Here is a 13,368-nt window from a genome sequence, read left to right as displayed (position 1 = left end):
GTAGGGAGTCTGTGATGACCTGCGAGAGGAGGAATTTGCAATGGCACGTAAAGCGAAAATCAAAGATGATCTGGGTCAAAAAATCGCGCAGCGCCTCATTCAGGCATCCATCTCGCTGGAAGAAGACGTTATAGAAGAATGGAACACCCGCCCTCAAGGTCTGACCGAAGCCGAAGCGAAGGCGCGGATTGAGCATTGCGGCAAAAATCAGGCAGCTCGCGGCAAGCCGCCTGCTTGGTATATTCAACTGGCGTCGTGCTTTGCCAACCCATTTATTTTGATACTGCTCTTCCTGGGGGCCTTTTCTTATATCGCCGACCAGGATATTCAAGCCGTTCTCATTATATCAACGATGGTACCGTCAGTGTTATCATTACGTTCACCCAGGAATTCCGGTCCGCCCGGACCGCTGGCAGACAACGGGGTCAATGTGAAAGTTATCACGGGAGACAATGCGGCCGTCGCCTGCAAAGTATGCAAGGATGTCGGGATCCGCACCGAGGCGGTTCTGATTGGAGACGCCGTGGATGCCCTGACGGATGAGCAGTTGGCCGAGATCGCTGAGCTGACCACGGTGTTCGCCAAAATCAATCCGCTGTAAAAAGCGCGAATCGTTCGCGTCCTCAAAAGCAGAGGCCATACGGTCGGGTTCATGGGCGACGGAATCAATGACGCCGTGTCGCTGAAGGAAGCGGATGTAGGCATTTCCGTCGATACCGCGGTCGATATCGCCAAGGAATCGGCGGACATGATTTTGCTGGAAAAAAGCTTGATGGTGCTGGAGCGAGGCGTCATCGAAGGGCGGAAGACGTTCGGCAACATGATCAAATATATTAAGATGACCGCCAGCTCCAACTTCGGCAATATGTTCAGCGTTCTGGCCGCCAGCGCCTTCCTTCCCTTCCTGCCGATGCTGCCGATTCATTTGCTGCTGCAAAATCTGTTTTATGATATGTCCCAGCTCTCGATTCCATGGGACACGTTGGATAAAGAGTATTTGCGGAAGCCGCAAAAATGGAATGCCAAGTCGATCAGCAGATTTATGGTGTTTATCGGCCCGATCAGCTCGATCTTCGATATTGCGACATATGCCTTGATGTGGTACGTCTTCTCGGCCAATTCCGCAGACCAGCAAGCCTTGTTCCATTCCGGCTGGTTCATCGAGGGCTTGCTGTCGCAGACGCTGATCGTGCATATGATCCGCACCGAGAAAATTCCATTTGTCCAAAGCACGGCCAGCGTTCCCGTCCTGCTGCTCACAGGGCTGGTCATGGCATGCGGAATCGCGCTTCCTTTTACCGGAATGGGGTCCGCCATCGGCCTTGTGCCGCTGCCGCTGTCGTTCTTCCCTTGGCTTATCGCTACGTTGCTCTGTTATTGCGTGCTGACTCAGACGGTCAAGACCTGGTATATCCGCAAATTCGGAGAGTGGCTGTGAACTCCACAAAATTGCTTGACTTCCGCGGTAACATCGAACTGCCCCCATCATACGATATGGGTAATCATCGATGGAAGGAGATTGCGATCATGGAAGTTCCGATTACCGGATTTGTGCATCATAGCGAGGAGGGAAACATGCACTCCCACAAGTTATATATTACTTCGTGGAATGGGAGACCTGTGCATGTGCATGAATTTTCCGGCGTGACGTCCGTGGATTTCGGTCATCGGCATAAATACGCCGGAACGACGGAAGCAGCTCCGAGCGGAGTTCAGCATACGCATCAATATTACGCGGAAACCTCATTCGATGCCGGACATTCGCATATTATCAGAGGCACGACGGGCCCGGCCATTCCCCTGCCCGGGGGCGGGCATATTCATATGTTCGAAGGCGCCACGACAGTGAATGGAAGCACGCCCCACGTCCATCATTATGAAGGCAGAACGGGGAATGAAATCTCCCGTTAAGGCGCAATTTCCTGTTTCTTCATAAAATGGCCGTCCCGGCACATACTAAGCGGCAAAACGATATGTAAGGAGGAGCCATTTCTTGCGGATACAACAGATCGAGACCTTTCCGCTCTTCTATCGTCTTGCCCGGCCATATGGCGATGCCAATGGCCCTAAAATGTACCGGACGAGTTATCTTATCCGGCTGACAACCGACACCGGCGTTACCGGATGGGGAGAATGCGCCGACTGGCTGCCGACGCTGCACTCCGGCTTCCATGAACGGATTATTCCTTTTTTGACAGGCAAGCCGGTCGCCGAGCGCGGCGTCTGGCTGCGCACGATCCAGAATTGGCATTCGCGCGCGGCTGCAGCCGTCAGCATGGCCTGCACAGAAATTATGGCCCGAGCGTGCGGCCTGTCGGTGTGCGACTGTGGGGCGGCAAGCATCGGAATCGTGTGCCCGTCTATGCGTCTTTCCAATCCTACAGCGAAGAAGCGGATTGGAAGCGGCTTTCCCTGCAGCAAGTGGAAAAAGCATTGAGCGACGGGTTTGACAAGATCAAGCTAAAAATCGGCGGAAAGTCTGTCGCCGAGGATCAGGAGCATGTGCAGGAGGTGCAGAAGCTGCTCTCGGGCGGCATCGGATTGGCCCTCGACGCGAATCAGAGCTATGACGCCGCGGCGGCGCTGCAATGGCAGCCGCTGCTGCAGTCGTGGTCCAATCTGATGTGGCTGGAGGAGCCGCTTCCTATCAAGCAAGTCGAAGAGTACGCGCTGCTGAGACAGCGGATCGCCGTGCCGATAGCCGGGGGCGAAAATCTCGGGTCGGCGGCGGCCTTCCTGCCCTTGCTGATGCGCCGGGCGCTGGATATCATTACGCCGGATCCGCTGCATTTGACCGGGATCGACGAGTACAGGCACACGCTGTGCATGGCGCGCACCTTCGGCATGCGCGCGGCTCCGCACGCCTATGACGGGGCGCTGTCCCGCTTGTACGCCATGTTCGCCCAGGCATGTATCGAGCCATGGACCAAAATGGAAAACGATTCGATCGAGCCGGTGGAATGGGACGTGATGGACAATCCGTTCACCCGCCTTGTCCCGCTGCGGCCGGAGAACGGCGCCGTCACCCTTCCGGAAGGAGCGGGGATTGGAATTGAACCGGATCAAGACTTGCTCGCGTTCTATCAATGGGACGGCAGCTCCTATGCATAGGCATGCCGTCCCTCCCGGGCATCTGCACAAGCGGGCCGCTGTAACGTCCCTTCGGGCTGGAAAGGCGATTGGACAAGCTCCGCCTATTCCAGGGGGGCCCCTTGTCCTTCCTCGGGGAAGCGATACCTCCAGAACAATTCCCGGCTGTATCGAGCCCGGAACGACGGATCATCCAGCGTTCCGCCGCCAAGCAGGTGCCGGACCTGGGTTTTGTGCGCATGAATCGCATGAATCTTCTGCTCGACATAATCGCTGACATCGTGAATCTCGTCCGGCGGGCCGAGCAGCTTCTCTCGGCCGGACGCAATCGCGATGCACAGAACGCGGGGACGCTTGTCCGCCGCTATCCGCCCCACGGCCCGGACGACGGCGGCCCCGGTTGCGTCATGGTCCGGATGAACGCTGTACCCGGGATAGAAGGTATAGACGCATTCGGGCTCCAATTCCGCCAACAAGGCTTCGATCCGGTCCGCGAGCTTCTCTTCGTCTTCGAATTCTATCGTTTTGTCACGGTATCCCCACAGCCGCAGATCGCGAATTCCGATGCGGCGGCACCCTTCCTCCAGCTCTCCCTTGCGGATGAGCGGCAGCGTAGCCCGGTTCGCGAACGGAGGATCGCCCATATTCCGCCCCATCTCCCCTAACGTGAGGCAGGCGTAAGTGACAGCCGCTCCTTGATGAATATGCGCGGCCAATGTGCCGGCGATGATCCCTTCGTCATCCGGATGCGGCAGGATGACGGCAATATGACGCTGTCTGTTCATAAGATGTCTGCTCTCCTCTTCGTCATCTTAAAATGGTTCTTCGCTTAGCTGCAGACTGACGATCAGTCTGCCCTCCCGATCATGGCCCGCCATAATCAGCCTGGCGTGCGCGTGTGCTTGCTCGTCCCAATGGGTCAAGCCTTCCGCGTACACCCAGCCGTCCGGCGTCTTCAGTCCGACCCGGTACGGTCCCTTCCCGGCGATCGAGCCTTCGGCATAGCGGATGACGGTATTGGTAACGAAGGCGGAAGCGGTGTGCTTCGTCTTGTCGCGATGAGACGCATAGGCCCCGGTCGTCATCTCGAGATGGAGATATAGCGGCTTCTCTCGCCATAATTGCAGCACATGCTGCACCTTCTCTGGCTGTATCAATTGCATGTTCATTCCTCCGGACATGGAACAGCCCCTCGTCCGCCGGAAGGCGCAAGGGGCTATCTTCTTGATATCGTCGCCGACGTATGCATTGGCGGCGGTTATTGGAGTGGACCCATTTCTTTTAGTGTAACGGAATTTCAGAGTAATGGGAAGCGATCTTCAGCATATCCGGTCCGGAACGCGTCCCGTTCCTATTCAGTCCGCGGCTTCCCCGCTGGCAGATCCAGGTCATAATAGTCGTTCGCATTGCGGATTCGGAAGCCGCAGGATGTGTACAACCCAAGCGCATTCTCATTCTCCACCGCCACCTCGAGAGCTGCGCCCGCCGCTTCATTCCACCCGCCGAGCTGCATCCAGTATTCCGAGAAGTTGTATCTCGCTCCTTCGCTCTCCGCATATGCCCGACCGGAGTCCGAGCGCCGCTCGCAGATGAAGATAAGCTTCCCTGTATTCCGGCGGATGCATTCCTCCTGAGCGGCGCGAACCAGCTTGCCGAATATGCCTTGGCGGCGATACTGCGGATGCACCATTCCGCTCACTTCCACTTCGGACGATCGGAATTGATACAGGCCCAGAAATCCGACAACTTGCCCGCCTGCGTAATACAGAAAAGCAATGATCGCATCGTCCTTCCGGTCTTGCAGCATCTCCCAGTTCAGCTTCAGAATGATTCCGTCATGCTCATTGCATAGGTCAGCCAATTGACGAATGGCGGCAAGCTGCTGTGCATCGAGCCGCTTGAACGCGTGTTCGCCATCCTGGTTCATCGCCACTCATCTCCCTTTCTTTCACTGTCTATTTCCTATTTCCTTCTCAATAACCTCCGCCAGCTCGCGAACGGATTGCGATCCGAGATCGCCCTCGCCCCGCTTGCGCACAGACACGCTTCCATCCCGCTGCTCCTGCTCCCCGACGACGAGCATGTACGGAATTTTGCCGCGCTGGGCATCCCGTATTTTGAAGCCGAGCCGTTCATTGCGGCCATCGACTTCGGCTCGGATGCCGCGCGCTGCGAGCGCCTGCTTCACCTGAAGCGCATAATCCGTGAACTTCTCGGATACAGGGAGCACATTCGCTTGAACGGGCGCCAGCCACAGCGGGAACGCGCCGGCATAGTGCTCGGTCAAGATCCCGATGAACCGGTCGATGGAACCGTACATCGCGCGATGGATTACGACCGGGCGATGCTTCTGGCTGTCCTCGCCGATATAGGCGAGATCGAATTTCTCCGGCATCTGGAAGTCCAGTTGAATCGTTCCGCACTGCCAGCTCCGCTTCAGGGCGTCGAGGATATGGAAGTCGATTTTAGGCCCGTAGAAGGCGCCGTCTCCTTCGTTAATCCGATAATCGACGCCGCGTCGGTCGAGCACCTGCTTCAGCGCCCGCTCCGCCTCGTTCCACAGTTCCTCCGATCCCATCGAATCCTCCGGCCGGGTGGACAATTCGATTTTGTACTCGAAGCCGAATACGTTGTAGAGCTCGTCAATCAAGGACATGACTTCGTTGATCTCGCCTTCGATCTGATCCGGGCGGATGAAAATATGCGCGTCATCCTGGCAGAATGTGCGGACGCGAAGCATGCCGTTCAAGGCGCCCGACATCTCGTGGCGATGCACTTGACCGAACTCGCCAAGCCGGATCGGCAGCTCGCGGTAGGAGTGCAGGCCATGTTTGTAAATCAGCATATGTCCCGGGCAGTTCATCGGCTTCAGCGCAAATGTCGTCTCGTCGACCTTCGTGAAGTACATATTGTCCTTGTAATGATCCCAATGCCCCGACTGCTCCCACATCCGGTTATTCATCATGAACGGCGTGCGCACTTCCTCGTAACCGCGCTGCCGCTGCAGCTCGCGCGAGAAGTTCTCCAGTTCCGTGCGAATCGTCATCCCGTTCGGCAAATAGAACGGCATGCCCGGCGCTTCCTCGGAGAACATGAACAAGCCCAGTTCCGTGCCCAGCTTGCGGTGATCGCGCTTCTTCGCCTCCTCCAGCCGGTGCAGATGATCATCAAGCTGCTCCTGCTTCACGAAGGCCGTGCCGTATATGCGCTGCAGCATTTTGTTGTTCGCGTCGCCCCGCCAGTAGGCCCCGGATACCTTCTGCAGCTTGAACGCCTTGATCCGTCCGGTGGACGGCAGATGCGGACCGCGGCACAAATCAACAAATTCGCCCTGCTTATAAAGGCTGATGACCGCGTCCGCAGGCAAATCATGAATCAATTCCAGCTTCAACGGCTCTTCCCGTTGTTCAAATAGCCGCAGCGCTTCCTCGCGGCTGACCACTTGCCGCTCGATCGGCTCCATATATCCGCTGAATGGCTTGCGCCATGACATGCGCCGTACTGTGGCGCAGGATGCCGAGCCCTTCCGGGCTGTCCTGCGCAATGATTTCGACAAGGCTGTCATGCTCGATCGTCCGGTTCAGATCCACGAGCGCGCCGTCTATTTTGCCGGCAATGGCCTGCTTCTTCAAGCTGGCGCCGATCGAAGCCGCCACGTCCGCGATGGTCGTGCCTTGCGTATACCTCCTGTTCGAATTGTCTGGAAATGTAACCTTGATCTCCATGCTTCAGCCTCCCTTTCCTCCATACTGGTCCAAGCTTGATGAACGCACGCGGGAACGCAAAAAAACGCAGCTCTCCCTGACAGGGACGAGTGCGTTCCGCTCGTGGTTCCACCCTACTTCGACCTCGCATGGCCGCCTGGCCGCTTCGCTTCATTAGCCATGCAGATGCAAGATCCTTCATTGGACATCCGGTAACGAGGATGAGACGCTGCCGCTTACTGCCGCCGCGCGTGATTCGCTCGACGGGTTCAACGCCACGGCTGCAAAGGGGTAATGCCGCAACCGTAGCCGAAGAAGCTTGCAGCATGCGCCTCTCTCTCTGGACAGCCCGTGCAGGGAATCATGTCTTTGGTCATCGCCTTGTGAATATGGGAATTAATATTACACGCGCATTTCAAAAAAAGTCAAGTCCCTTGCTCACGCTGATTTTTCTGCAAAATATCGTTCGCGAGCTGCTCCAATGCCTGATACGGCGGGGTTCAACCTTTCAGCTTCTGATTCATGAATACGACTTCGCGGGCAAGTCTCTCCAGTCTGTCGCGAACATCCGGATCGGCGATCTGCCGCTCCGCGTTGAAATGATCGTCATGCAAATAAACGTAGCTTGGGGCGACGAACGCCCGCAAATAACCGGCGATCGGCTTCAACTGATTTTCGACGACGAGGTAATGCTGATACGTGCCGCCCGTCGCGACAAATCCCATCACTTTATTGTACAAGGCCGCGGTCGGAACCAAGTCGAACAGATTTTTCAGCACGCCCGTAATCGAGGACTGAAAAATCGGCGTCCCGATGATATAGCAATCCGCGGAGGACACGATATCAATAACGGTCTTCGTATCCCCCGTATACGCCGACGGATCTCTCCCGTCGCAGAACTGGACCTGATAATCCTTCATATCGAGATATTCGGTCTCGATGTCGGGATGGAATTGCTTCGCCGCCTGCAATGCGCTCTGCACCGCGATTCCGGTCTTCGAACCAACGATCGTTCCTGATATACCGAGTAATTTCATGCCCGACACTCCCTCTCTCCACTATCACTACGTTCGACATCCATATCATGGTTTTGATACTTTTACAACATTAATGTATAATAATTATGAACTACACGTATCGGCTTTGTCAATTCGAGGAGCGCGGCGGACATCTTCCATCCTAACCTATAGATACATTATCAACTTCTATGTTGACTATGTATGTGCCGCTCGTTAGAATATGATTTATTGCAATTGACAAGCATTGGCAAGCTTCATTTATGCAACGGAATTGCGGCGGAAGACAGAGGTTCCCCTCTCTCTTCCGCTCTTCTTGTTGACAGACACCCACACTGAAAGGAATGAGCAGGCACGATGAAAGACTACCGAGTGCTTCTTTTTTATAAATATGTTGCGATTCCCGACGCGGAAGCCTTTGCGGCCGAACATCTGCAATATTGCAAGGATCTCGGCGTCAAGGGGCGCATTCTGATTGCGAGCGAAGGAATCAACGGCACGCTGTCCGGAACAGTGGAGCAGACCGAACGGTATATGGCCGATATGCACGGCCATCCTCTGTTCGGCGATCTGCTGTTCAAGGTGGACGAGAGCGACGGGCATGCCTTCAAAAAGCTGTTCGTGCGTCACAAAAAGGAACTGGTTACGCTTCGTTACGACCAGAAGCTGGACCCCAATACCGATGGAGGCGGACGGCTAAGTCCGGCCGAGTTCCAGCAATATCTGCAGCGTGACGATGTCATCGTGCTGGACGGACGGAGCGGCTATGAGTATGATCTGGGCCATTTCCGGAACGCGATTCGTCCGGACGTGGACAGCTTCCGGGAATTCCCCGGTTGGCTTCGGGAGAATATGAAGGAGCATAAAGACAAGACCATCCTTACGTACTGCACGGGGGGAATCCGGTGCGAGATGCTGACCGCCGTCATGCGCAAGGAAGGCTTCGAGGATGTATATCAATTGGACGGCGGCATCGTCACTTACGGCAAAGACCCGGCTACGCAAGGCCGGCTATTCGATGGAAGCTGCTATGTGTTCGACGAACGGATCTCGTTTCCGATCAACCATACGGACGAGAACGTCGTCGTGGGCACCTGCTATCATTGCGGCCAGCCGACCGAAAATTATATCAACTGCGCGGATGATACCTGCCATCGCCAGCATCTGTGCTGCGATGCATGCCAAGATAAGTACGAAGGGTATTGCTCCGAGGAATGCCGGGAGCATGACTCGGCCTCCGCGGCAGCAGTCCGCTAATAAGGCGGTGATGGCCCATGATGAATAACGCGCCGCTCTCGACGCGCGAGAAAATCATGAACATGCTGAAGACAGACGGCGAGCTGAGCGCCAAAGCGATGAGCGAGCGGCTGGGAATCACCTTGATGGCAGTGCGCCGGCACTTGAATACGCTGGAACGCGATCATTTGATCGAATCCGGCACCGTCCGCCAGCCGATGGGACGTCCGATGGCCGTCTATCGTTTGACTCCGGGCGCCGATGATTATTTTCCGAAGAAATATCATGCCGTCGCCTTGGAGCTCCTGGCCGAGCTGGCTCGCGATTCCGGAGAAGACAAGGTGAACCGCTTGTTCGATCTCCGGCAGCGCTCCTTGTTCGAACAATACGAGTCCCGCCTGCGCGGAAAGGATCTCGCCGATAAGGTCGCGCTGCTGTCCGATATTCAGAATGAGAGCGGCTATATGGCCGATTGGGATAAAATAAGCGAGAACGAATTCGTCTTGACCGAATACAATTGCCCGATTGCCCGAATTGCGAATCAGTATAACCATGCCTGCGCTTGCGAGCTCCGGGTGTTCGAGGATTTGCTCGGAGCGGAAGTGGAACGGACGTCCTGTCTGGCCAACGGAGACAGGAAGTGCGTCTACCGAATCCAGGCGGCCAATGGCGGAATCCAGTCAGCCAAGGGGGGAACATCATGAACAATATGGGCTTCGTCATCGTGGAAGTCTGCGCCAATAACGGCATCAATTCTGACGCTCTGGAGCAGTTCGAAGCGGAAAACCCGGACATTCCCGTCCTCCGCATGGAATGTCTGTCGCTGTGCGGCCTGTGTGCCCGGCAGCCTTATGCGCTCGTCAATGGCAAGCGCGTTACGGCGCGTTCCGTGAACGAATGTCTTGACCGCGTGAAGGAGAAAATCGCGGCTGAACTGGATGAATATGCGGAGGAAGATCCGTACGAAGAATAAAGGAAACGCAAAAACCAGTAAAACACATCTCATTGTGTCTTACTGGTTTTTTTCGTACGGTTATTTCAATGCGATGCCGAATTCCGAGCCTGGAGCCCCGGCGAATACGATCGTGCCGTTCTCCGGCAGCGTCACTTCGTTATTGCCGCTGACGACCGTGAAGTTCACGCACTGGCCCTGCTCGTCATAAACCGCGAACGCGCCCTTCGCCGGGAGCGCAACGGTCATCGTCTTGCCCGCGGCCGATTTCGGAACCGTGAACCATTTGGCATGCCCGTCCGCTTGCAGCGTGACCTTGGATTGTTTGCCTGCGTGGATCGGCTTTACCTTCGCCCCGCTCACATACAATCTGCCGGCCGTCTCCATATATTCAGAGCCATGCTGCGTGAAGAAGCGGGATTCAGCCAGATCCCGGCCCATCATCACCGGGATCTGAAGCTGGCTCGCTGCCGTGTTCGGTCCCGTTATTTTTTTGTCCCCCAGATAGCCCGGCAGTTCGTCAGTACGGGCAATCTGTACCGTCGGTTCCATCATGAGGTACACGACGGAAGTATACTTCTCGTTCACAAGATAGAACGTCATTCCTTCCCGCTTCGCCCAAGCGCGGGCCGTCTCCTTCGGCAGTTCATGCTTTTCCAGCTTCTCGGCAGCGTAGTAGGATGCGGCAATCTGCCCGAGTCCCGGCATCGTCACATATTCTCTTAACCACGGGTAAGTGCGTCCATTCTTCTCCGTGACGAAGCTGACCTTGGAAGTTCCGTTCTCGTTGACAAAACTTCCATCCGCCGTATACACATATTTTTCCTTCGAATTGTCCATTATAAAGCTCACCGGCAGGGTCAGCTCTCCGTTTTTCTTAATATCTATCCGGATATTCTGGCCGGAAAGGCCGTAATAGCCTGCATACTTCGCCACCTGTGGGGGCATCTTCGCCTTGACCGGCTTGCCGAAGGACTTTTCCGGCTTGAAGGCTTTGATTGCTCCCTTTTCTTTGAGCGCATGCAGCAGCAATTCGCTCGCCAGCAGTTGGTTCAACACACTGGAGCCGCCGGAGGACAACACCGCCGCCGCCATGTCCTGCTCCGGAAGCACGACAAGTGACGCATGATACAGCACCGTGTCCCCGCCCTTGGCCAAGCCTGTCATTCCATACCGGTTGAACGGGAACAACTTCACGCTGTCCCAACCCAGGCCGTAGTTGAAGTCACTATCCGTCTCTTCCGGCCACATCCCCTTCCTGTACTCCTCCTGTGCCATCGACTGTACCGCCTGGTCGGAAAGGATGCCGTTCGCCCGGCCCGTAAACAATTGCGAGAAGCGAGCCAGATCTTCCGCCGTGGAATAAATCCCTCCAGACCCGATTGCATTGACGGTCTCGTTCGGAAGCTGTCCTGGATAGACTGGGAAATAAAGCCCGGCCATTTCGTAACCTTTCAGATCGTCCTGCGGTGTTTTGGTATGGGTCATCTGCAATGGTTCGGTAAAATATTGGTGAATAAATGCGGTAAAATCCATGCCGCTGACTCTCTCTACCAGAATCTCGGCCAGCGTAAATCCGTCGTTGGAGTAGACCGAGAACGCTCCCGGATCCGCCTTCAGCTTCTGGGCGGATAATTGCTTCAGCAAGTTATCGTGCGCATAGGTGTCATTGTCCTCGAACAAAAAAGAACTTGCAAGGCTGGAGCCTTGCAAACCGGAGGAATGGTTGAGCAGCATGCGCGGCGTAATCTGCTTGTACCGCTCATCCTTCATCGTGAAGTCTGGAATGTACTGGACCAAGGGCGCATCGAGATCGATCTTCCCTTCGTCTGCCAGTTTCATGACGGCAGCGGCCGTAAACACTTTGCTCGTCGATCCGATCGCATACATCGTATCCTTGGTAACGGCTTCTTCCCTTCCATATCATTCCTGCCGGTCTGACCGGACACGATGAGCTTGCCATTGTCAATGAGCGCATACTGGACGCTGACCGTGCCGTACGATTCGGTGAGCAGCGCCGCCTTCTCGGCCGCGATCTTCTCCAAGCCTTGGGCGGCCGCCGCGACAGGGCTGCTGGCTGCCGGGGAAGCCATCGCAGCTGAGGGCATGATCATGGACAGCGCAAGCAATGCGGCGAGCACCCAAGAAAGTCTTTTCTTCATTCCAGTTCCTCCTTTATTGTGTATCTAACACTTAGTACGATCTGCCAGCGCGATCGGTTCAAATAAATTGGAAAAAATTGAAACAGGAACGAAAAACGCCCCTTCCTGATCCGCAGATCCAGGAAGGGGCTCCGATGCCCGCATTCACGGGCCGCGATGTCAACGCCTATTCAGTTCAACTCCATTCCATGCCGGTTCTCAAAGACCCGAATGGCGCATACCGGGCGGAAGCCCGCCCGCTTGTACAGGCCTGCTCCCGCTTCGGAAGCTTGCAGGACGATAAGACCGTCATGCCAGGTCAAGATGTCGGACACAATATGATGGAACATCGCCGAGCCGAAGCCTCGCTTCCGGTATTCGTCCAAGGTCGCGATATCGTATATGCCGACGCTGTCCCGGCTGCGTATGGTCGAGCCAACGCTCACAGGCGTGCCATCGCTCAGCACTCCGATATACAATGCCATCTCAGGCCGGGTCCATAGCGGCGATTCGGCAAGCCGATCATAGTACAGGTTGACATGCTTGGCTTCGCTGCCGTCCCCGAACAAAGACGACAGGACCGCTCCAAATTGCCGCACTTCCCCCGGAGTCCGAACCTGCTTCACGGTAAAGCCCTCCGGCATCTGCGCTTCCGGCGACAGATCCTCCGCGTACGCATACATGCCCTCATTGATCTCCGCCTGACTTAGCCCGGCATTTTCAATCGCAAGCCGGGGTCTTCCGCCCAGCGGCTCCCAGCACCATAGCGACATCGGGAACGCACGCGCCGCAAAATAATCCGTCATCTGCCGCACAGCGCACTCTGATCCGGCGTCATCTGCCCGCAGAACGCCAATATTGAACGTATCCGCGGGCATGCCGCAATCGACCAGCAGATATTGCTCCGTTGCCTGCACGGACATGCCTTCGCTCTCCCGAGCGACAAACGAGACTTTATCCATAAAATTATTTTGAATGTAAGCGGAAATCCGTTGATGCATTTCTTTCATTCCAACTTGCTCCTTATCTTATGAAAATCGTAAGGATCGCAAGTCTGCCGTCAAAACAAAATAGCCCGTCAGAATGAATATCGGCGATATTTTAACAATAGCTCCATGCAGCTATCGCCATCTGTTATCGTGCAGACGTTGCATGGAGCGTTCGGAAGATGATGGCCGATGGAAAAAACATACGATCACCCTTTCTTGCGTTCGATAAGAAAAGCGGTT

9 protein-coding genes and 5 pseudogenes are annotated in these 13,368 nt (G+C 55.6%); 7 read left to right on the top strand and 7 right to left on the bottom strand.

From position 1 onward, the window contains the following. Nucleotides 1-40: 40 nt before the first annotated feature. The 4 genes and pseudogenes from ABD76_RS01955 to ABD76_RS01940 form a co-directional block, all read left to right on the top strand. A pseudogene (locus ABD76_RS01955) lies at nucleotides 41-295 on the top strand (cation-transporting P-type ATPase); the annotation flags it as partial. A 114-nt stretch (nucleotides 296-409) separates the two neighbouring features. Then, nucleotides 410-1,438: pseudogene (mgtA, locus tag ABD76_RS01950) on the top strand (magnesium-translocating P-type ATPase); the annotation flags it as partial. Between the two features lie 89 nt (nucleotides 1,439-1,527). Beyond that, nucleotides 1,528-1,911 (top strand): YmaF family protein, encoded by a 384-nt coding sequence (locus tag ABD76_RS01945; protein WP_197253844.1) that lies wholly within the window; start codon nucleotides 1,528-1,530, stop codon nucleotides 1,909-1,911. An 82-nt stretch (nucleotides 1,912-1,993) separates the two neighbouring features. Next, nucleotides 1,994-3,111, top strand: a pseudogene (locus tag ABD76_RS01940) (mandelate racemase/muconate lactonizing enzyme family protein). A gap of 83 nt (nucleotides 3,112-3,194) precedes the next feature. Here ABD76_RS01940 and bshB2 read toward each other — a convergent pair. From bshB2 to ABD76_RS01915, 5 genes and pseudogenes are all read right to left on the bottom strand, one after another. After that, nucleotides 3,195-3,875 carry a bacillithiol biosynthesis deacetylase BshB2 gene (gene bshB2 / locus ABD76_RS01935; protein WP_197253842.1) on the bottom strand — a complete coding sequence of 227 codons (681 nt, stop codon included), beginning with the start codon at nucleotides 3,873-3,875 and terminating at the stop codon, nucleotides 3,195-3,197. Between the two features lie 27 nt (nucleotides 3,876-3,902). Continuing rightward, nucleotides 3,903-4,253 carry a YojF family protein gene (locus tag ABD76_RS01930; protein ID WP_197253840.1) on the bottom strand — a complete coding sequence of 117 codons (351 nt, stop codon included), beginning with the start codon at nucleotides 4,251-4,253 and terminating at the stop codon, nucleotides 3,903-3,905. Between the two features lie 188 nt (nucleotides 4,254-4,441). Beyond that, nucleotides 4,442-5,017, bottom strand: a complete 576-nt coding sequence (locus tag ABD76_RS01925; RefSeq protein ID WP_197253838.1) for a GNAT family N-acetyltransferase — start codon at nucleotides 5,015-5,017, stop codon at nucleotides 4,442-4,444. A 21-nt stretch (nucleotides 5,018-5,038) separates the two neighbouring features. Beyond that, nucleotides 5,039-6,815 (bottom strand): annotated as a pseudogene (gene thrS, locus ABD76_RS01920) (threonine--tRNA ligase). Nucleotides 6,816-7,294: 479 nt separating this feature from the next. Continuing rightward, the gene (locus ABD76_RS01915; RefSeq protein ID WP_197253836.1) at nucleotides 7,295-7,831 is read right to left on the bottom strand and encodes an NADPH-dependent FMN reductase; all 537 of its coding nucleotides are present in this window, start codon (nucleotides 7,829-7,831) and stop codon (nucleotides 7,295-7,297) included. Nucleotides 7,832-8,167: 336 nt separating this feature from the next. On the opposite strand from ABD76_RS01915, the gene trhO reads away from it, so the two are divergent. From trhO to ABD76_RS01900, 3 genes are read left to right on the top strand one after another with little or no spacing between them, the layout of a single operon-like run. After that, nucleotides 8,168-9,067, top strand: a complete 900-nt coding sequence (gene trhO, locus ABD76_RS01910; RefSeq protein ID WP_197253834.1) for an oxygen-dependent tRNA uridine(34) hydroxylase TrhO — start codon at nucleotides 8,168-8,170, stop codon at nucleotides 9,065-9,067. Between the two features lie 17 nt (nucleotides 9,068-9,084). Beyond that, entirely contained in the window at nucleotides 9,085-9,750 is a 666-nt protein-coding gene (locus tag ABD76_RS01905) for a helix-turn-helix transcriptional regulator (protein WP_197253832.1), read from the top strand. Continuing rightward, nucleotides 9,747-10,019 (top strand): YuzB family protein, encoded by a 273-nt coding sequence (locus ABD76_RS01900; protein WP_197253830.1) that lies wholly within the window; start codon nucleotides 9,747-9,749, stop codon nucleotides 10,017-10,019. Before ABD76_RS01905 ends, ABD76_RS01900 begins: the two co-directional genes overlap by 4 nt. Nucleotides 10,020-10,079: 60 nt before the next feature. On the opposite strand, the pseudogene ABD76_RS01895 reads toward ABD76_RS01900, so the two are convergent. Next, nucleotides 10,080-12,160 (bottom strand): annotated as a pseudogene (locus ABD76_RS01895) (serine hydrolase domain-containing protein). A gap of 170 nt (nucleotides 12,161-12,330) precedes the next feature. Beyond that, the gene (locus ABD76_RS01890) at nucleotides 12,331-13,149 is read right to left on the bottom strand and encodes a GNAT family N-acetyltransferase (protein WP_197253827.1); all 819 of its coding nucleotides are present in this window, start codon (nucleotides 13,147-13,149) and stop codon (nucleotides 12,331-12,333) included. Nucleotides 13,150-13,368: the final 219 nt, after the last annotated feature.

The sequence above is a fragment of the Paenibacillus dendritiformis genome (genome assembly GCF_015845845.1).
In the GTDB taxonomy this organism is placed as follows: Bacteria; Bacillota; Bacilli; order Paenibacillales; family Paenibacillaceae; genus Paenibacillus_B; species Paenibacillus_B dendritiformis_C.
The sequence above is the reverse complement of the archived record's forward strand: the minus strand, read 5'-3'. Positions and strand labels throughout refer to the sequence as shown.